Annotated in this window: 14 protein-coding genes and 1 pseudogene; 9 read left to right on the forward strand and 6 right to left on the reverse strand. The window is 50.7% G+C overall.

The features are described from left to right. Positions 1-90: 90 nt before the first annotated feature. The 4 genes and pseudogenes from nadE (at position 91) to ACYVBJ_RS06595 (ending at position 5,102) form a co-directional block, all read left to right on the forward strand. Positions 91-2,178, forward strand: a complete 2,088-nt coding sequence (gene nadE, locus ACYVBJ_RS06580) for an NAD(+) synthase (RefSeq protein ID WP_460981497.1) — start codon at positions 91-93, stop codon at positions 2,176-2,178. 43 nt (positions 2,179-2,221) lie between these two features. Continuing rightward, positions 2,222-3,472 carry an AAA family ATPase gene (locus ACYVBJ_RS06585; protein WP_460981498.1) on the forward strand — a complete coding sequence of 417 codons (1,251 nt, stop codon included), beginning with the start codon at positions 2,222-2,224 and terminating at the stop codon, positions 3,470-3,472. Positions 3,473-3,478: 6 nt separating this feature from the next. Further along, positions 3,479-4,234 carry a hypothetical protein gene (locus tag ACYVBJ_RS06590; protein ID WP_460981499.1) on the forward strand — a complete coding sequence of 252 codons (756 nt, stop codon included), beginning with the start codon at positions 3,479-3,481 and terminating at the stop codon, positions 4,232-4,234. 8 nt (positions 4,235-4,242) lie between these two features. Continuing rightward, positions 4,243-5,102: pseudogene (locus tag ACYVBJ_RS06595) on the forward strand (DMT family transporter). Positions 5,103-5,146: 44 nt separating this feature from the next. On the opposite strand, the gene ACYVBJ_RS06600 reads toward ACYVBJ_RS06595, so the two are convergent. Continuing rightward, positions 5,147-5,680, reverse strand: coding sequence for a hypothetical protein (locus ACYVBJ_RS06600; protein ID WP_460981500.1), 534 nt, complete (start codon positions 5,678-5,680; stop codon positions 5,147-5,149). A gap of 91 nt (positions 5,681-5,771) precedes the next feature. Then, positions 5,772-6,686, reverse strand: a complete 915-nt coding sequence (locus ACYVBJ_RS06605) for an OmpA family protein (protein ID WP_460981501.1) — start codon at positions 6,684-6,686, stop codon at positions 5,772-5,774. A gap of 215 nt (positions 6,687-6,901) precedes the next feature. Here ACYVBJ_RS06605 and ACYVBJ_RS06610 point away from each other — a divergent pair, with 215 nt between their 5' ends. The 3 genes from ACYVBJ_RS06610 to ACYVBJ_RS06620 all read left to right on the forward strand — a co-directional run bounded on the left by ACYVBJ_RS06610 (position 6,902) and on the right by ACYVBJ_RS06620 (position 9,486). After that, complete coding sequence (locus ACYVBJ_RS06610; protein WP_460981502.1) at positions 6,902-7,978, forward strand: hypothetical protein; 1,077 nt, start codon at positions 6,902-6,904, stop codon at positions 7,976-7,978. Positions 7,979-8,268: 290 nt separating this feature from the next. Further along, positions 8,269-8,823, forward strand: a complete 555-nt coding sequence (locus tag ACYVBJ_RS06615) for a peroxiredoxin (RefSeq protein ID WP_460981503.1) — start codon at positions 8,269-8,271, stop codon at positions 8,821-8,823. A 75-nt stretch (positions 8,824-8,898) separates the two neighbouring features. Next, entirely contained in the window at positions 8,899-9,486 is a 588-nt protein-coding gene (locus ACYVBJ_RS06620) for a carboxymuconolactone decarboxylase family protein (RefSeq protein ID WP_460981504.1), read from the forward strand. Positions 9,487-9,576: 90 nt separating this feature from the next. Here the strand turns inward: ACYVBJ_RS06620 and hemH are convergent, their stop codons facing one another. Together hemH and ACYVBJ_RS06630 are read right to left on the reverse strand one after the other, a co-directional pair. After that, positions 9,577-10,638 carry a ferrochelatase gene (gene hemH, locus ACYVBJ_RS06625; RefSeq protein WP_460981505.1) on the reverse strand — a complete coding sequence of 354 codons (1,062 nt, stop codon included), beginning with the start codon at positions 10,636-10,638 and terminating at the stop codon, positions 9,577-9,579. Between the two features lie 102 nt (positions 10,639-10,740). Then, entirely contained in the window at positions 10,741-11,520 is a 780-nt protein-coding gene (locus ACYVBJ_RS06630; RefSeq protein WP_460981506.1) for a hypothetical protein, read from the reverse strand. A gap of 139 nt (positions 11,521-11,659) precedes the next feature. On the opposite strand from ACYVBJ_RS06630, the gene ACYVBJ_RS06635 reads away from it, so the two are divergent. Both ACYVBJ_RS06635 and ACYVBJ_RS06640 read left to right on the forward strand, forming a co-directional pair. Next, positions 11,660-12,598 (forward strand): LysR substrate-binding domain-containing protein, encoded by a 939-nt coding sequence (locus ACYVBJ_RS06635; RefSeq protein ID WP_460981507.1) that lies wholly within the window; start codon positions 11,660-11,662, stop codon positions 12,596-12,598. 127 nt (positions 12,599-12,725) lie between these two features. Further along, a complete protein-coding gene (locus ACYVBJ_RS06640; RefSeq protein WP_460981508.1) occupies positions 12,726-16,850 on the forward strand; it encodes a hybrid sensor histidine kinase/response regulator transcription factor in 4,125 nt (1,374 codons plus the stop codon). Between the two features lie 478 nt (positions 16,851-17,328). Here ACYVBJ_RS06640 and ACYVBJ_RS06645 read toward each other — a convergent pair whose 3' ends face one another. Then, on the reverse strand, positions 17,329-18,150 hold the full coding sequence (locus ACYVBJ_RS06645; protein WP_460981509.1) for a hypothetical protein: 822 nt from the start codon (positions 18,148-18,150) through the stop codon (positions 17,329-17,331). A 181-nt stretch (positions 18,151-18,331) separates the two neighbouring features. After that, positions 18,332-19,828, reverse strand: coding sequence for a flavin-containing monooxygenase (locus ACYVBJ_RS06650; protein WP_460981510.1), 1,497 nt, complete (start codon positions 19,826-19,828; stop codon positions 18,332-18,334). Positions 19,829-19,847 lie beyond the last annotated feature (19 nt).

Genomic DNA, 19,847 nt, shown 5'->3' on the forward strand with positions numbered 1-19,847 from the left:
AGCCAGGTGAGTGATCGGGGTAGTGCTGGTCGGGCACCACCCCGATTCGATATTTGCTCTCTCACTCATTCGCTCTTTCACTCTTTGAAAATGAAACTCATCAAAGTAGCCGCCGGTGTCCTGAATCAAACCCCGCTTGCCTGGGAAAGCAATAAGCAAAACATTATCAACGCGATTGAAGCCGCCAAAGATCAACAGGTTAGTCTGCTGTGTCTGCCCGAACTGTGCATCTCGGGCTATGGCTGTGAAGATGTGTTTTACGCGCAGAATACAATTGATCAGTCTATTGCTTCATTGCTGGATATCGTTTCGTATACCAACGATATTGCGGTATCAGTAGGCTTGCCCATGCGACACAACAACCGGACGATCAACACGGTTTGCCTGATTGCGAATAAACGAATTCTGGGGTTTGTAGGAAAACAGTACCTGCCCAACAACAGCATATATTACGAACTTCGGTGGTTCCAGCCCTGGGTACAGGGGCTGCGGGATGAGGTTCATATTGGTGAGTTTACCTATCCGTTTGGCGACCTGGTATTTGACCTGTCTGGCGTTCGGGTTGGGTTCGAAATCTGCGAAGATGCCTGGATTGCGAACCGGCCCGGTCGGGCGCTTTACGAGCGGGGCATCGATATTATTATGAATCCCAGCGCGAGCCATTTCGCGTTTTTTAAGTCGCAGGTGCGCGAACGGCTGGTTGTCGATGCGTCGCGGGCGTTTGGCGTATCGTATATCTACACTAATATGCTGGGCAACGAAGCCGGACGAACGATCTTCGACGGTGACGCTATGGTTGCAATGAATGGCGAGCTGCTCGTGTCGGGAAACCGGCTCAGTTACGAAGATTTTGTGATCGTACCGGCCGTGATCGACGTCGACAACACCCGCCTGAATCAGGTCCAAAACCGGGGTAATCTGGCGTTGAGTTACCCAAACCTGCGGGTGGTTGATCGGTTCGAGTGGCCCGAGGTAACGCCTGTTGTTCAGAAAGCTGAGCTGGAAGCGTGGGAGCGGGGCGGTTATCTGAAAGAAGAAGAGTTTGCCCGGGCGGTGGCGCTGGGTTTGTTCGATTATTTGCGGAAAAGCCGTTCGCAGGGCTACGTACTATCGTTGAGCGGTGGCGCTGACTCGTCGGCCATTGCCGCTACGGTCTTCCTGATGATTCGGATGGCCGTAGAAAACATCGGCCTTGTCGGCGTTAAGAAAAAGCTCGGCTATATCAAAGCGCTTCAGGATTGTAATACGTCGGAGGAAATGGTCGGCAAACTGCTGACGGTCATGTACCAGGGAACCGAAAACTCGTCCGACGATACGTTCAACTCGGCCAAAGAACTGGCCGACGATATCGGCGCTACTTTTCTCAATATCAACATCAACGGCCTGGTCGATACGTATCGCGGGCTGATTGAAGGTCAGCTAGGCCGGAAATTATCGTGGGATACCGACGATCTGGCCTTGCAGAACATTCAGGCGCGGGTGCGGGCTCCGAGCATCTGGATGATCGCCAATATCAACAACGCGTTGCTGCTCAGTACGTCGAACCGCTCCGAAGCCGCCGTTGGCTATGCAACTATGGACGGCGATACGGCCGGCAGTATTTCGCCCATTACCGGGATTGACAAGCATTTTCTGCGCGGCTGGCTGCGCTGGCTGGAGACGGTTGGTCTGAACATCAAGAACGCCCCCGAACCTACTGACCGTACCAGCCTGGCCACTACAGCTTCGGTAGCGCCCGATGAACTGATTAAAGTGAAAGGGTTGCGGGCGGTTAACAACTTGCAACCTACCGCCGAACTTCGTCCGCTGGACAAAAAACAAACTGACGAAGACGACCTGATGCCGTACGACGTACTGAACTCCATTGAAGAAGCCGCTATCCGCGACAAACAGGCCCCGGTTGAGGTATTAAAACTCATAGAGGTTCGCTACGCTACTATTCATGAGCGCGAAAAACTGTTGATCTGGGTAGAACGCTTTTTCAAGCTCTGGAGCCGCAATCAGTGGAAGCGCGAACGGTACGCGCCCTCGTTCATGCTCGACGATCACAATCTCGACCCCCGCACCTGGTGCCGCTTCCCGATTCTGTCGGGTGGTTTCGAGAAAGAACTCGCCGAAATGCAGGACTGGGCCGCTGGTCAGAAGCAAAGCAGCCGAAAAGGTAAGATTGGGTTCTAGTGCAGCCTGTTAGATTTGTTAACTTTGTAGAAAGCCGCTGCTTATGATTACGCCCGAAGAATTTCCTTATATCAAATCGTTATACGTGAATAACTGTTACTCGTACAGGGAATTTAACATTCAATTGCAGGAATATAAGCCATTCGGTCATTTAATTTTAACAGGTAAGAATGGCTCTGGCAAGAGTACCATACTAAAGTCAATTCATAAACAATTCTTTCCAATCAAATCAACCAACTTCCCAGAGCTGCTAGTCGGCAGTAAAACGGTTGACAGTAGAACTGTTAAAGTTCGTGAAACGACTGTATCGAGTGGCTATAGTATTTCAAATGTTATAATTTCTTTTTCGATATCACATGAGATAAGTAAAGAAAATGGGCAGTTTAAGGCAATGAGTCTTGATGAGGTTTTCGAATCTTATCGGGATAAAGTTTACTCATACTTCGAAGCAAAACGGGGTTATGTAAAGCAGATAGTAGAGGGGCCGTCGAAGGAGTCTGATTTCGTCAACTCTCTAAATTCTGCAGATTCTACTAATTACTTTATTGCCAAATTCAAGCAGTATCTTGTTAATAAAAAGATAGACCAAGCGTTTGCTCAAATTGAGCAGCAAGAGGAAAAAGTAGCTAATATTCAGCTATTCTTTGAAACACTTCGTGTGAGACTTAGCCAAATATTTGGGCAAGAAGTTAGTTTAATAGAATTTAATCGCGAAGGATACGAGTTTTATTTACATCTAGCAGATAGGCGTAAGATTACTTTCGATGTGCTTCCCGAAGGTATCTCTGCTCTACTTAGCATTCTTATGGACTTATTCATGCGAGTTGATTTGATTCGTAAAAAAGTCGGTAATAATTTATATAATCCCTGTGGAATTGTCTTAATAGACGAGCCAGAGACTCATTTGCATCTACAATTGCAAGAGCAAGTATTGCCTTTATTAACGGACTTATTCCCTAATATTCAATTTATTGCAGCTACGCACTCTCCTGCAGTAATTGCTAGTATTAAGAACGCCACGATTTTTGACTTGACAACCAAAGAGTCTAGAGGTAGCGAGGAAACTGTTGGGCGGAGTTATTCGGAGCTGATGCGAGGACATTTCGGATTGAAAAATGAATACTCAAGTATTGCGGATGATTTGTTTAAAAAGGTTGATCAGATTCTTAAAGAAAACAAGGGGCAACCTAAACTTCTTAAAGATAAGCTAGAGCAATTCTTTACAGAAAACGAAGTTTATTTTTCCCCTAGCTTTCGAGTTGAGTTAGAGTCGATTTTTTTGGAAAACGCTTAGGTTAGGATGATTAATGTAGTACGAAGCCAACAGGCTCCGAGTTCATTAGATAGCGATGGTATAAAATCTTATCTAGACCATCTTGAATCGTATAAAACGGACCAGCTATTACCGCCTGATCAACAGCAGAAAATACCAAAACCTAAGTGTGATGAGCAATATCGTAGCGCTGATTTATTCGTAGCGTTCGACGACTGTTTTTTCAAGAAATGCTATCTAACGGAACAGGCGTTTTTTACATCATGGTCAATGGATGTTGAACATTTTTTGCCTCAGAATGAACGGCCAGATTTGAAGTACGAGTGGACTAATTTGTATCCAGCTTCGCATGATGCTAATATGATGAAGCCGCGCATAACACCGGCGGGAGGCTATTTAGACCCCTGTAATCCTAGCGATGATGTCGAAAATGGCCTTATCTACTTTGTTGACTTTGAAAGTGATAGTATCCACTTTCAAGCAGCTGATCCTTCTAATATAAAAGCTGTTAACACAGCTAAGCTATTACAAAAACTCCATAATGGTACTACGGTTGAGACACATCGTAAAACAGTTGAGTTACGAGAAGCTATTCGTAAGAAGTACATTAAAATTTTAGAACGAATTGATGATTGGCGCAATGCACGTGAATCCAACGACACACGTGCTGAGTTTGAAGCTGAACGTATGTTAAAGGGGCTTTTATCTAGAAGAGCTGCGTTTACAATGCTAATTCGTTCCTTCAAAGCAGTTCAAAGACTTCCAGTTGAATTCTTTGACTAATCGGGCGCATGAAACAAATTCTTCCCGGTCTCCTTTTTGCTGCGCTTTGGGCATCGGCTTCCGTTGCAACTAAGTTTGGGGTGCAATCCGTACATCCGCTTATTTTGGCGAACGTTCGCTTTTTCATTGCCGGAATCGGTATGCTGGGTGTAGCCTATGGTGTTCAGCGAACGAAAAACGCTTGGCCAACGGGCATTGAGTGGCGTCAGCTAACCATTTTTGCCTTGCTCAATACAACCATTTACCTAGGGGCGTTTGTACTGGCACTTAAGCAGGTTTCGGCAGGTATTGGCAGCTTGTCCACGGCCACGAATCCGTTGTTTATTGCGTTGTTATCGGCCATCTGGCTGCGTCGGCTTCCGCGCTGGAACGAAACCGGTGGGCTGCTCTTAGGGTTGGCTGGCATGGCTATCGCTACGTATCCACTGCTTCAAAACAGCTATGCTACAGTTGAAGGTCTGTTAATTCTCCTTGGTGGGATGGTTTCTGTATCGGCCGCAACGGTTTACTACGCCCGCATTCAGTGGCGACTGCCCAATCTGGTGATTAACGGTTGGCAGGTACTGATCGGCGGAATATTGCTGCTGCCGTTTACCCTGATCTTTGCTGACTTTAAGACGTCGCACTACGATCAACGGTTTTGGGCGTCGGTGTTCTGGCTGATACTTCCCGTTTCTGTAGCAGCTTTGCAGCTCTGTTTTACCTCGTTCGGCAAGACGCCGTCCGGGCATCGCTATGGCTTTTTCTATGTCCTATTTTTGGGTTTGTGTACTCGTATTTGCTTATGGGAGAGCCCATTACTGCCTACACCCTTATGGGCACTGGCCTAGTGATCGGCGGGCTGTGTCTGGGAAGAAAGCAAGTGTAGCCTAAAACAATTTGTATGCTTTAGACTGCACTTGCTGCTTACAATTACGCTTTGCCAGCTTGTTGAGTGGCCAGCAGGATACTGAGATCATCAAAGTTGCTATCAGCCAGCTCCTTGGCTTGCTGAGGCCAGTTCGTTGGGTCATAGATGCGGTAGTGCGCACCCGCAGCTGACAATATTTCCCGAATTCGCTCAATGGGCGTTTCGGCTAACTGCGAGAACTGACGAATACCCGCCTGCATTAATAGCTCAGCAACTCTGGGTCCCATACCCTTTATTTCGACAAACCGATCCACACTATCGACACCGGGCTGATCCGTAGGTTCTTCAATACGTGTCAGTTCAATGTCTGTACCATCGGCTTTATTGACAATGTCAATGACTTCGGTGGTTGCTCCATCCATCGAATCCACTGTGTCCGACAGCTCTGTGACGTAACCCAGTGGGCTAACTATAACATCGAGGGTTGTATTCTCGTCAAGAATATGGCCTGCTGAGTCGGTTGCGTCCTCCAGAAAGTGGGGCTGATCGTGATGTAAGCCGGGAGATGTATCGTTTAACTCAGGTTTCTTCTTCATCCTACAAATGCGTTGAGTGGTTGCAATCCCCAGAGGATTGTTACCCTTTAAACCCAGGCGTGTTCGTATTGTTAAGTAGTGCGGAGAAACATCACTGCTTCAATACGGTCATTTCTACCCGTCGGTTAAGCTGGCGGGTCGTTTCTGAATTATTGCTGGCGATCGGGCGGGTTGGGCCGTAACCACGCGTGCTGATGCGACTGGCCGCAATGCCGTTCTTGACCAGATAATCTTTAACAAGGTCAACGCGCTGCTTCGACAGTTTTACGTTCTCGTCAAAATTGCCCTGGTTATCGGTGTGGCCAGCCAACTCAATCTCAGCAGTTGGGTGACTGTTCATAAAGTCGAGTAGTTGCTCCAGAGCGGGTTGTGCGTCGGGCAGGAGTTCGGCTTTACTCTGCACAAACTGAACGGCCCGCAGCTGCGTGGCTTTGCCGGTAGGGGCCACGACCAGCGGTGGCGTATAGGTGACTTTAGCGTCGAGGGTTTTGGGCGGTGTTACGCGTGTGCTGGTCGTTGCTGGTGCATCGCCAGCCGCCGGACGACCGCCCGATGCTGCTGCGCTGGGCGACGAGGTGGTTGCTGCTATCGTGCCCTGTGCGTCGCCAGCGGACCCCGGTGGCTTTGTGCCAACGCGGTATAGATGAGTCGGCCGCCGGGTCAGACGGTCTACTTTCGACACGGTAAACGTAAGGGGCTCTTCCAGCGACTCATACCCATCCGCTTTCGTGGTAACAATATACGTCTGCTTCGGATCAAGGACGAGCTGGTAGGAACCGTCGGGGGTTACCACTTGCTGAGCCCGCATGGTTCCTTCCTTACTGCGGGCACTGATCGTGGCCCCGACGATGGGCTGACGGCTCTGAGCGTCTAAAACCCGTCCTTCAACCAGGGCGGTTCCGTCAACGGGTGTAGTACGGCGCTGAGTCTGGCCCCAGGCAGGCAGGTCGACGTGATTACTTAACGAAAGGTATCCAACGGTGACTATAACTTTTATCCACTTCATCTGTAAAGGCAACGTAAAAACGGAGCGCAAAAGTACGTTTAAATGTGTAAAAACAGCGCTTTGCCTGTTATTGACTTACCTATAGAGAAGGAGATTTTTAAGGGTGAAAAATGACATGTAAAATAGTATGTAATTAATTGATTAATAGACTAGTTATCTAGTGAAAATAATGGTCTGAAATCGAACGATGAGTGAGGTTTATTCGTTACTAATGTATGACACAGAGAACCAACGTGACGATGCATTCCCCGGACGCTCAGACACCGTTTGTACCGGCTCCTGCAGGCAGTGTGCCGGTCGATGAGAACTGGCGAAAGTCAATTCCGGCGCAGGTGTTTCTGAACCATTTTTTTGCGATGGATTACCACATCCAGCATCAGAACGACCTGTTCGATGTTGCCAAGTTTCCCATATTCCAACAGTTTCATGGGTTGGCAACCGCCGAGAGTCGTAAGGCGCTGGAGAAGTTATTGTTAAATAGCTGGAGTGCCGAGTACGCGCTTCGCATTACGCCCGTCGTCAACGATGAGCAGTATTTGCAGAGTTCGTTACACTGGACATTCCCGCAGGCGTATTACAGTGCCTTGTTCAGCGCCCGGGCATTCCTGGCCGTGCAAGGCGTTAACGTGAGCAACGAAGAACTGATTCGTAAGCGGATCGGCAACATGGTTGTGCGTGGCTATTACCCGGCCTCCATTGGCTACTACGCCCTCGGGCCGATCAACAGCTACCGCATTCAGCGGCTGCCCATGGCCAAGCGCTTCAGCGTAGCGGGCAAGGCGGATCTGTTGTTGCCGTCGCGGGCGGGGTCAGCGCAGGCCGAACTGGCGCAGTTCCTGAAGACGACCCGCGACCAGCGGGTGAAGGCATTACGTAATGCCATTCAGAACAACCCAAAGACGGCGTTACGTAGCCCCAAGACGGGGGAGATCCTGCAGAAGTTCAGCGTTGAGCAGTATAAGCAGTTAGCGAAGCAGATTGGTTACACGACCTACTTCGATATGCTGAGCCGCCTGCGTATCTCGTCGACTAATCGCGAGATTGAGCGCTTTGTTGACTCGGAGATTGACGTAAAGCTTTTTCACCAGAGTCTGGTTAACATTGTGGCACATATCAACGCGGTACACGAAGCCTACATTGCCAAAGCGTTGGGCGCTGAAGCATACCGTCAACTGGTTGCCAAGCTGCCTTCTTACCTTCAGGAGAGCTTCGTTCGTGATCGGATGAACACCGTTATTCTGCCGATGATACGGCAGGATGAAGGCGAGCAGTTTATGCAGATGGCCGCTTAACAACGGCTTCCAAGGACTTTATTTTGACCAGCTCCGGAGCTGGTCTTTTTTTTTATCCAAGTCGGTAAAATTATAATCTGCCGTTTTTTCATAATTGCATTTTTCTTGGAGAGTTTCTATAGTGCTGCTTGTACATCTGGCGAACGTAATCAATTGAATGGTTGATTCGTGGCTAAAATCAAATCAATTCTTTCTATCATTGATTGATAAAAATCATGTTGTGTAAAAAGAATTTGTCTCTTATTTGCACTCAATTCATAATTGCCATGAATACAACTCCAATTAAAACTATGAAAAATCAAATTATCTCGGTTGGCTCTCAATTCCCGGAGTTCAAAAAACTAGCGGTCGTTTCGCTGGATAAGGACAACGAATTTTATGAAATCTCGTCGGAAGATCATCGGAACGCTGGTCAGTGGCTGGTGATGTTCTGGTGGCCGAAAGATTTTACGTTTGTGTGCCCAACCGAAATCGCCGAGTTCAACAAAAAGTTTGAAGACTTTCAGGATCGCGACACGATGGTGATCGGTGCCTCGACCGACAGCGAGTTTGTTCACCTGGCATGGCGTAAGAATCACGATGACCTGCGTGGCCTGAAGTTTCCGATGCTGGCCGATACGTCGAAGTCGCTGGCCGAAGAACTGGGCATCCTGGAAGCTAACGAGAAAGTGGCGTATCGTGTTACGTACATCGTTGATCCACAAGGCATCGTTCGTTGGGTAAACGTTAACGATCTGAACGTTGGCCGGAACGTAAACGAAGTGATTCGCGTGCTTGACGCCCTGCAAACCGACGAACTTTGCCCTTGCAACTGGGTAAAAGGAGAAGCTACACTGACTGCGTAATCTCTGAGCGAACTGTACATGAGTGATTGAACCATTGATTCGCTCAATCACTTATGTACTCATTCACAATTTATCATGACAACGACACAAAACGAAACGGTTGTATCGCTGCTGAATTTGGTGGGGCTCGATACGTCGATCGAACGTCCGGTGCTGGAAGCTTTAGCGCAAACGGATAGCCGCTACCTGCGCGACCTGAAGATCAATGTGGGTAATGTGCTTAACAGCAGCCAGACGCTGACTAAAAAAGAAACGACTTTACTGGCCCTGTCGGTGGCCGTAAACGAGAAGTATCAGCCGCTGATTGACGCACTAACGGCCATGACAAAGCAGGAAGGTGCTACGGATGCCGAGGTCGCCGAAATCATTGCCTGCACGTCGCTGCTGAACACGAACAACGTATTTTACCGCTTCCGCCACTTTGTGGGCAAAGATTATTACCAGCAGACTCAGCCGGGTATTCGCATGAGCATCATGATGAATCCGGTGCTGGGTAAAGAATTTTTCGAACTGGTGAGCTTAGCCGTTTCAGCCGTCAATGGCTGTGAACTATGCGTACGGTCGCACGAAGAAAGCGTGCTGAAACACGGCTCCAGCGAACCCCGTATCTTCGATGCAATCCGGCTGGCATCGGTAATTAAAGGCCTGATTACGTTGCTGTAAACGACGGCTTATTGTCAGATAACCCCAGGGCGGTTTGGACAATACTTGTATGAACAAAAACCCCCGTACTGATCAGTACGGGGGTTTTTGTTAAGCGGTTTTTACCAGATCAACCAGAGTTTCAATCCAGATGGGGCTGTCGTTGAGGCTCTCAACCAATTGCCAGTGCTGACCGCCAGCTTTCTCGAAAAGCTCTTTGTATTCTTCGCCTACTTCAATCGTTGTTTCGAGGCAATCGGCTACAAAGGCGGGCGAGAATGCCAGCACACTCTTGGCTCCCTTGGCCACCAGTTCAGGAATGACGTTGTCGGTGTATGGTTTGATCCAGGGATCACTACCTAAGCGAGATTGGAAGCTGGTGGTGTACTTGCCTTCCGGAATGCCCAGGGCGCTCACCAACCGGCGCGTTGTTTCGAAACACTGCGCCCGGTAGCAATGCTGATTCATAGCGTTTAATGAGCCACAGCATTCGCCAAACTTACACACGCTCTTGGTTACATCGCCTTTTCGTATCTGGCTTTCGGGCAAGCCGTGGTAACTAAACAGAAAGTGGTCGTAGTTATGCTGGGCCATGTATTTGCGGCCTAGTTGTGCAAAACCTTCGATGAATTTTGGATGGTCGAGGAAGCGATTAACAAACCGAATTTGTGGGATCACCTGCCAATCTTTGACAATGTCCATCACCTTCTCGTATACCGAACCTGTTGAGGCTGACGCATACTGCGGAAAAAATGGAACGACCACAATGTCGGTGAGGCCAAGCTGCTGAAACTCCGCTAACCCAGCCTGAATGCTCGGGCTTTGATAACGCATGGCCAGTTTAACAATATATTTCTCACCCAGCGACTGCTGCAACTCACGTTCGACAACCTCGCCGTAGTACTTTAACGGAGAGCCCGTTTCGGCCCAGAGCTGTTTGTATACTTTGGCAGATTTGGGCGCTCGAAAAGGCGCAATAATACCATTCACAAGCAGAAAGCGCGGAATGAAGGGGATGTCAATGACCCGACCATCCATCAGAAATTCACGGAGGTATTTGCGAACGTCCGGAACAGCCGGACTATCGGGGGTGCCAAGATTTACGAGCAGAACACCCGTTTTGCCAAGCGGCTTGGTGATAGATACAGGTGACGGTATAACAGATGCTTCCATACAGGGGAAACAGTGATTTTAAAAAGTTAGTTTGTTGAACAAAGGAGTCCGTACAGTGCCCGAAATTAAGTGAATAAGGCTTAAGCTGGTCGGCGGGCTTGTTTATTGATAGCGGCTAAGGTCCGTTCGGGTGAAATCACTGAACACTTCGCCGGGCAGGCCGCTGAACACCATAATATCGGTCAGGTCGCGGTCGCCCCGTTCGCCCGCCAGTAAAATACTGCCGTGCTTCTGGTAACCGCTCCAGGGTAACGTAAATACGGGTTGTTCATCGGTATGGTTCGCGAACTGCGCCCACTGACTGACCAGGTGCTGCTGCTTATCGATCCAGACTTTGTATTTGTTATCGGGACCCGCACCAACTCCTTTGAATGTCAGTTGAATCACATCGGCCCGTTTCCCGTCTTTGGTGGCTTCCTCACCCAAGTATTTGAGCGTAACGCCGGGGTCTTTGAGTTTAAACGGCATAACCAGCCAATAGGACTCGTTCAGCCAGGCGGTTTTGCCCTGCTTCACGTACCGGGCTACCGAGTCTGGATTGGTCATCTCTTCCCCCTTACGAAAAACTCGTCCCTGCGCGTTGTTGACGTTGAGCAGCACCGTCTGGTCATCATGCAGGTTATCAATCCGTACGTTACCTGTCCATTTATCCCAAACAAACTTTCGCATACCGGCAAACGTCCAGGCAATCAGGTGGGTATTTTCCCAGGCTTTCCGGCCGCCCATAGCGTTCAGCACTTCGTCGGCAATCTGCACCGCGCGCGGGTCCGAACCAGCCAGCTCGGAGACCAGCGCCGGGGGGGGCGCAGTTTTTTTGGGTTGGGGAAACGCCATGGATACGCTGACGGTTACCAGAAGTAAAAAAAGAAGCAATGTTTTCATAACAAATGGGTGTTGCTAGACAAAATTAGAACCCGTATCGGGGAGTTTAGTTTGATACGATTTAGATTTGTATTGTTTTTGTTTATCGGATGGACCGCTGCCCAGTACAACCTGCTCTGTCCGGTGCTCTACGCTCGCTATGACACTTTCCCAACTCGATTACATCGTTGCCGTTGATACGTATCGCCACTTTGCTACTGCTGCCGAAAACTGCCACGTTACGCAGCCAACGCTCAGTATGCAGATTCAGAAGCTGGAAGATGAGCTAGGGGTTCTGTTGTTCGATCGCTCGAAACAGCCGGTAGTGCCTACCGAAACCGGGCAGGTTATTCTTGCCCAGGCGCGCGACGTACTCCGAGCGGCCCGGCGGATTCCGGAAATTGTCAGTGAATCGAAAGATGATTTTCGGGGCGAACTCCGTATTGGCATTATTCCCACGCTGGCTCCTTATTTATTGCCCTACTTTATCGGTGAATTCGTGGGTAAATACCCGTCTGTATCGGTCCAGATTCAGGAACTGGTGACCGAACAGATCGTTGAGCGGCTGAAGAAGGGCTTGATCGACGTGGGGCTCGTTGTCACTCCGCTTGCCGAAAATGGAATCACGGAGATTCCGTTGTTTCGTGAGCCATTTGTAGTGTATGCCGCTGATTCGCATCCGTTGTTCCAGAAACCGGTCATTGCCTCGGCCGACTTACAAACGGATGGACTCTGGCTGCTGACCGAAGGCCACTGCTTCCGCAATCAGGTCATGAACATCTGCGGAGCCGACCGACAGGCTAATGGCGGAACGGCGCTGCGGTACGAAACCGGTTCGCTCGAAACGCTGATCAAGCTGATTAACAAGCAGGATGGATTTACCTTATTGCCCTACCTGGCTACGCTGGATATGGATGAGACCCGGCGGGCGCGGCTTCGGGCCTTCGAAGCTCCGCAGCCAGTGCGGGAAGTTAGTCTGGTTATGCACCGTAGCTTTCTGAAACGCAAGCTGATCAATGCGCTTAAGTACGAAATCATGGCGCATCTACCAAGCGAATTAACGAAGGGCGTACCAAACCAAACGGTCGTAGGTTTGTGAGATAGCAATTTTACTGTACCAAGAAAACCTTGTAATTTCGCGGTTGCTCCATCCCGTTTTGCTACGTAGCAGGCCAGCTGGAAGCGAATCCTATAAGCCGTACGTTAGGTGGCCACTACTCCTTTGCATGATTGACCGAACATTTACCATTTGTTCTGCATTCAACTACGTCTTCCGATCAATAAAGGCTACGTTTTTCAGTTGCCAGCCGGGGCCACAGCTGTTGATTCGGGGCATTGTGCTGCTGGTCCTGGCAGTAGGAGCCAGTCCGCTGTGGAGCCAGTCAATTAATGCGCAGTTTGAACACCTGTCCGTGAAAGATGGACTGTCGCACAACTCGGTCAACTGCATGCTTCAGGACCGGGAGGGCTTTTTGTGGTTCGGCACCAACGACGGGCTCAATAAGTATGATGGCTACGTATTTACGACGTTTCAGCCCGATCCCGCCCGCCCCGACCATAGCTTTCGCAACAACCGGATAGCGGGTATGTGCGAGGGTCGCAGGCGACCAAGCAGTCTGTGGGTCGTTACCGAAGGGGGAGGACTGCACGAAATCGACAAACGAACGGGGCAGGTAACGCCCCACCCGATTCAGACCGAAAACGCTAACCGCTGGAATAATCAGCTGTCAGTCTGCGAAGACAGAGACGGTATCCTCTGGATCAGCGCCTACGATGGCATAGCCCGTTACGATCCGGAGCGGCACCATTTCCAGCTCTATCGATCTCCAGCCAAAGAAACGCCCATCAAATCGATTTTCATTGATCGGCAGGGGCAATTCTGGGTAGGTACGTATCATGGTCTATATACGTTTGACAAAAAAAACGGCCACTTCTCGCTTGTATCGTCGCCAACGGCCAGGGGTGTCCAGCCCGTTTTTAACTCGTTTCACCTGGATAAGCGAAATACACTTTGGGTAGGCACGGCCGGTGACGGTATTTTCCAGATTGATCTCAATAATCGGCCCGTACGTCCGGTGCCGTTTCAGCCCGAAGGGCAGGTTAATCCGTTTGTGTATCTGAATGCCCTGCATGGGGATAATCAGGGGTTTTTGTGGGTAGCCACTACCGAGGGTCTCCAACGGATAGATGCCGATGGTCGCCGGATTGTAACCTACCGGCCCGATCCGAACAGCCCCAAGGGTATCAGCAGCACCAATGCCCAGGCCGCTTACCACGACCGGTCTGGTCGGTTGTGGGTGGGTACCAACAACGGAATCGACCGGCTGGCGATGCCCACCAAACCATTCGCTACGTTCCAGATCAAGCCCAGCGCGGGTACGGCAAATCTGATCGAGAACAAAACCAACGTTGTTCTGATTGATAATGACAATCGGCTGTGGCTCAGCAATCAACGTAACGTATTTCGAGCCAGTCTGGATCATACCGTCAGCCTGGTTCCTTCCTCAGCGCTGGGTGGAGTCGGCCCGCACGAAAACTACACTACGTCCATGCTGGCCGATACGGGTGGGGTTTGGTTTGGGACCTGGAACGGGCTATATTTTTACGATAAGCTGACCAACAAATTTAGGAGCTACCCTTCGGAAGTGCCTACTCAGTTTATCTCGCGTGGCCCTACAGGAACCATCTGGATCGGCGGAGAAGGCGGAATCGGCTCTTTCGAGCCCGTTGCCCAACAGTATACGTATTATAAATACGATCCGGACAGCCAGAAGGGACTACCTGACAAGTTTGTTTACGCGATTCTGGCCAGTCGCACCGGTGATGTCTGGGTGGCGGTGAACGGCAAGGGCATCAGCCGATTGAATCCTAAAACCGGTCACTTTGTCCATTACACCCCGTCTTCCCAGCCGGGGAAGCTGAACAGCAACGAGGTACTGGCGTTTTATGAAGATGCGCAGGGGATCATCTGGATCGGGACCAACCAGGGGGGACTTAACCGGCTGGACCCGAAAACGGGCCGGTTCACCTATTTCACAACGCAGGCGGGTTTGCCCACCAATCGCGTGGTTGGCATCATCAGTGATCCGTCGGGCAACTTATGGTTGAGCACCAGCAAAGGACTCTGCCGCTTCGATCCACGTACGCAAAGCGTTCGAAACTACACCATTAACGATGGATTGCCGAGCAACGATTTTCTGGAAAATGCCATCGCCCGACAGAACAACCGGCTTTACTTCGGCAACCTGAACGGCCTGGTTCACTTCAATCCCGATAGTATCCGCGATGATACCCGCCCGTTTCCGGTCCACATTACCGGGTTTAAAGTCCTAGACAGAAGCCGACCGCTGACCGGGGAACCGATTACGCTGAACCACGACGAAAACTTTCTGTCGTTCGAGTTTGTGGCCTTGACCTATGAGCTGCCCGAAAAAAGTCAGTACAAATACCAGTTGACGGGGATCGACAAGGGCTGGGGGCAGAACGGAAATCGGCGCTTTGTCAACTATACGAGTCTGCCGCCGGGTCACTACACGTTTCGGGTGAAAGCCTCCAACAGTGACGGCATCTGGAACGAGGAAGGAACCTCGCTGCAGATTACCATTCTGCCGCCCTGGTGGGCTACCTGGTGGGCCTACGGGCTGTACATCGTTGCGCTTATCGGGGCTGTAGTGGGTGGACTGCGTACGTACACCAATCGAATCCGGCAACGCGAGGAACTGGTTTTTAACCAGCGCAAAGCTGAACAGCTCCGGGCCGTTAACGATCTGAAAAGCCGTTTCTTCTCGAATATAACTCACGAATTCCGCACGCCGTTAACCCTCATCATATCGCCGGTCGATTCGCTGTTACAGAGATCCGCTCTCGACACGGAGACGCGCGCTAGGTTAGCCTCTGTACAACGTAACGCCGGGCAATTGCTCGGCCTGGTGAATCAGCTGCTGGATATGTCGAAGCTCGAGGCCGACAGCATGCCGGTTACGCTGAAACGGGGTAATATCGCCGACTATATCAGTCAACTGGTGGAACCGTTCGGGCACATCGCTGAACAGAAAAACGTCCGGTTGCTTTACACTGCTGACGTGGATGACCGGGAGTACCTGTTCGACGACGACAAGTGGAATAAGATATTGGCTAATCTCTTGTCAAACGCAGTAAAGTTTACCAGTTCGGGTGGACAGGTAGCCGTATCGGCAGCTTTTGATTCCGTTGCTGGTACTGACGACCCGCCCAGGGTGCGGATTACGGTTGCCGACACGGGTATTGGCATTCCCGCCGACCGGCTCGACCATATCTATGACCGATTCTATCAGGTGGATAACTCGCGAACCCGCCCTTACGAAGGTACGGGTATCGGACTGGCGCTAGCTAAAGAACTTACGGAACTGATGGGGGGCACGATCGAGGTACGTAGTGAGCTGGGCTCGGGCACTACGTTTACCGTTCATTTACCGGTGCAGCCCGTCACGGGTGAAGTTGATGTACCCGAGGTGGGCATGCCGGTGGTTGCTCCTCATATATTTCATCCCGCTGTTGCCAGCAAAGACGAGCCCGACGTAGTACCGGAGGACGACAAAAAAGAGAAGACAGATACGTCGGCACTTCCGGTTGTGCTGGTCGTAGAAGATAATCAGGAACTGCGGGAGTTCATCGCGAGAGAGTTGTCTGGGTCGTATCGCGTATTGAAAGCGGCAGATGGCGAAGAGGGTTGGGAACGGACGAAGGAAGAATTGCCTGACGTAGTGATCTCGGATCTGATGATGCCCAAAATGGATGGCTACGCATTAACTCGACACATTAAAAGTGACCCGGCTACCAACCACATTGCTGTCGTGTTGCTCACGGCCAGAGCGGCCCAGGATAGCCGTATCGAAGGATTGCAACAGGGTGCGGACGAGTATCTGACTAAACCGTTTCAGCCCGAAGAGTTACGGCTGCGGATCCGTAACTTGATCAGCTACCAGCAGAAACTACGAGCGAAATACAGAATGCAGATTGAGAATCCAGACGTGTCGGCACCTGATAATACCGTGCAACATGAGTTCATTGATCAGCTTTATGGATTGATTGAAGCCAATCTAGAAAATCCAGATTATGGTGTAGACCAGTTAGTCGAGTCAGTAAACCTGACTCGCAGAACGTTCTCTCGAAAATTGCAGAGCTTAACGGATGTGACGCCAGCCCACTTTGTCCAATATTACCGGCTACAGAAGGCTACTGAATTGCTTCGGTCCGGCAAAAGTTCAGGCGAAACGGCGCATCTCGTCGGCTTTAAAACTCACGCTCACTTTACCAGCGCTTTCAAAAAAATGTATCATATGACTCCTACTGAGTATATAAAAAAGCACTAAAATCATGCTTTTAAGGCGCTTTTAGCCTAATTTTTTAGAGAATGTCCTAAATCTGATAGGATTTGTCTCAAATCAGAAAGCGGCTTTAGTCGAAAAGGAGTGACATTTGGAAAGCCTAACGCGAGTGATCGCCCCTTCCCGTTGTAGTGGTTTGCAGTGGCATGGAAGAGAACGTTGGCTTTCCAATTCTATCCTTTACTAAATGGTTTGAGCGGCTATCCTGCGCACCATTTCCCATCAACCGACCTCCTTCGGGCGAACCGGTTTGGTTCGCCCGAAGTGTTTTTAGACTATAACCAAAGTGCCCCAAGAGGATCCTCAAAGGACTGCCCGTCCGGAGAACTCCAAACTCACAACCCTGAAGCCGAGCAGACATTGGGTAAAGCGAACAGCCCGTTTGTCGTTACGTTCTGAATGGTCACACTGGCAGCCGCCGTGAGCTTAAGCTATGGAACACTCGTAAGCCTGCAGTTCCATTTCACGGGCGGTGTCGCTGATTTCGTTTGGCTCGTTCCAGGCGTAGGTAAACATCTGCGAAGTCGTCGCCATTGGCAATTGCGTTCGTTAATACCGAAACATTCGGCCAGCCGACTACGGCCAGCCAACGCGACACCTCATCGGCGGCCGTCTGGTAAGCCAGCATAACGTGGTCGTAGTTACCCCCGAAGAAATCGCGCGTGGTCTCTAGGTCCGTTAATTTTAGCATCGGTTGATTGGGAAAGGGACCCCAATCCGCTTCGTCGGCGAATAGCGAATCCGGCTGCGAACTACTGCCTGATTGCTCAACCAACGGCTTTGTGAACCGGTAATCCAGCATCAGCGCCAGCCCTTCGTTGAACCAGACGGGAATTTCCCGTTTGACACGCCACCAGCCCAGCCGACTAAACAACTCATCATGGCATAACTCATGGGCTATTACGTCGGTGTTGTTCCCGTCGGGGCCAAGTACGAGGTAGGACGCGCCCCAGGGTGTGCCGACACTACAGCCCGCTCCTTCACCGCCGATGCAGTACTGTTCGTACTCGGCCTGGCGTGGGCAATAGATCAGGATGGCCTGTCCGTGCCGGTCGCCCCAAAATCGCCGAATCCGGTTTTGGGCGGTTACGATGTGACTGCGCAGCTGTTGCCGTTGACGGGACGTTGCGTTACGGTTGACGTACACGTTGTTGAACGGCTTTAATGGCGTAAAATCCGGCGACTGGCTAATGCGCATGCACCGGAACACCTGCGGATAGAGCAGTAAGAAACCGATCGGCAGGGCAATCAGGAACGGTAGGACGTAACGCAGAAAGAAACGCAAACGATTAACAATTTACGAAGTGCAAGTTTAACGGGGATACGCTGTACTTCGTGGTCTTAACTCGGAAAAGATCGGGTAGCGTCTATTTTTCGCCAACTCTATATGGAATGAGACGCTGACAATGACCTTGTTCAACCCCTGTTTTAATATGCGAAAGCGTAAAGAGTACAGTTATACCAGCTCATGTATGCGCTACTGATGGCTCTCGATTTACGGACCGGACAATTTCGTAATCGGCTGGATTGACCCGGCGCGTGACTCGGCGGTAAGTAGCTGTGAGGGCGGGCCAGATGGTCGTGTTTTTGCCCTGAGCGTTCAGGTACCAGCTCTGGCAGCCCGATGCCCATACGGTACCCGTCAGCTTTTGCTGGATGGTTTTATTATAGGTTTCCTGCGCTTCGGGTCTGACATCCAGAAAGGCGCCTTCTCCAACCTTATTTAGTATTCGCAAATAATCCAGCACATAATTAACCTGCGATTCGATCATGTGCACAATGGAATTATGCCCTAACCCCGTATTCGGACCTACCAGAAACAGCAGGTTCGGATAGCCCGAAACCGTGAGGCCATAATGGGCTTCTGCGCCTGTTTTCTGCCACTCAGCGAAGAGGTTTCGCCCGTTTCGGCCGATAATGTGCAGATCGCAGATAATGTCCGCAGCCACAAAGCCCGTGCTGAAAATAATAACATCGGCCGGACGCTCGGTCCCGTCGTTGGTGGTGATCGAGGTAGGCTTTACGGCGGCAATGAGTTCCGTTACCAGCTCAACATTGGGGCGGGTCAAGGCTGGGTAGTAATCATCCGAAACTAAGACTCGTTTGCAGCCTAACTTGTAGTTCGGCGTCGCCTTCCGACGTAGCACGGGATCGCTGATCGACCGCTCCAGGTGTTTGAGCGCCAGTTTAGTGCCGACTTTACTAAACGTTTCATTGCCTAAAAACGACAGGCCACGAAGTTCGTTTCCCCAGTAGATAAACGAGCGATACAGTTTCTGAGCGAGCGGAATCCGTTGAAACAGGCGTTGCTCAAACGGCGACACCGCCTGGTCAAGCCGGGGCGTTACGTAGGGAGCGGTACGTTGGTACACCGTAAGCCGGGCCACGTTCGGAGCAAGTTGCGGGATGATCTGGATGGCGCTGGCCCCCGTGCCGATTACCGCTACGTGCTTATTGGTTAAGTCATAGGTAGGGTCCCAGTTGGCGGAGTGAAACCGACGGCCCGTGAACGAATCAAGTCCCTCGAAGTGAGGCACACTCGGACGGTTGAGCGGTCCGATCGCACCAATAACGACACGGGCCGTTAGTTGATCACCCGCGCGATCAGTGAGCGTCCAGTACCCGTTGAACTCCGAAAACTCCGTGCGAACAATTTCGGTATCATAGCGGATATGTGGCTTCAGCGCATACGTATCGACAACGTTTTTGAGGTAAGCTAAAATCTCGGGCTGGGGCGAGTACGTTCGCGACCAGGCTGGATTTTGCGCGAACGATAGCGAATACAAGTGCGACGGCACATCGCAGGCGCAGCCCGGGTACACGTTATCACGCCAGGTGCCCCCGACTTCACTGGCGCGTTCAAACACGACAAACGATACGTTATCCTGCTGTTTCAGCCGAACAGCGGCCCCGAGTCCGGCAAAGCCAGCGCCGATAATGGCTACGTCAATAGCTGCTTTCATACGTTCGTGTGGGTTAGTC

This window comes from Spirosoma fluminis (genome assembly GCF_054778895.1).

What these genes read in the sequence shown, in the direction of transcription:
- ACYVBJ_RS06635 (WP_460981507.1), top strand. Translation starts at nt 11,660, where the DNA reads ATGACACTTTCCCAACTCGATTACATCGTTGCCGTTGATACGTATCGC.
- ACYVBJ_RS06650 (WP_460981510.1), bottom strand. Translation starts at nt 19,828, where the DNA reads ATGAAAGCAGCTATTGACGTAGCCATTATCGGCGCTGGCTTTGCCGGA.
- hemH (WP_460981505.1), bottom strand. Translation starts at nt 10,638, where the DNA reads ATGGAAGCATCTGTTATACCGTCACCTGTATCTATCACCAAGCCGCTT.
- nadE (WP_460981497.1), top strand. Translation starts at nt 91, where the DNA reads ATGAAACTCATCAAAGTAGCCGCCGGTGTCCTGAATCAAACCCCGCTT.
- ACYVBJ_RS06585 (WP_460981498.1), top strand. Translation starts at nt 2,222, where the DNA reads ATGATTACGCCCGAAGAATTTCCTTATATCAAATCGTTATACGTGAAT.
- ACYVBJ_RS06615 (WP_460981503.1), top strand. Translation starts at nt 8,269, where the DNA reads ATGAAAAATCAAATTATCTCGGTTGGCTCTCAATTCCCGGAGTTCAAA.
- ACYVBJ_RS06610 (WP_460981502.1), top strand. Translation starts at nt 6,902, where the DNA reads ATGACACAGAGAACCAACGTGACGATGCATTCCCCGGACGCTCAGACA.
- ACYVBJ_RS06620 (WP_460981504.1), top strand. Translation starts at nt 8,899, where the DNA reads ATGACAACGACACAAAACGAAACGGTTGTATCGCTGCTGAATTTGGTG.
- ACYVBJ_RS06590 (WP_460981499.1), top strand. Translation starts at nt 3,479, where the DNA reads ATGATTAATGTAGTACGAAGCCAACAGGCTCCGAGTTCATTAGATAGC.
- ACYVBJ_RS06640 (WP_460981508.1), top strand. Translation starts at nt 12,726, where the DNA reads ATGATTGACCGAACATTTACCATTTGTTCTGCATTCAACTACGTCTTC.
- ACYVBJ_RS06605 (WP_460981501.1), bottom strand. Translation starts at nt 6,686, where the DNA reads ATGAAGTGGATAAAAGTTATAGTCACCGTTGGATACCTTTCGTTAAGT.
- ACYVBJ_RS06630 (WP_460981506.1), bottom strand. Translation starts at nt 11,520, where the DNA reads ATGAAAACATTGCTTCTTTTTTTACTTCTGGTAACCGTCAGCGTATCC.
- ACYVBJ_RS06600 (WP_460981500.1), bottom strand. Translation starts at nt 5,680, where the DNA reads ATGAAGAAGAAACCTGAGTTAAACGATACATCTCCCGGCTTACATCAC.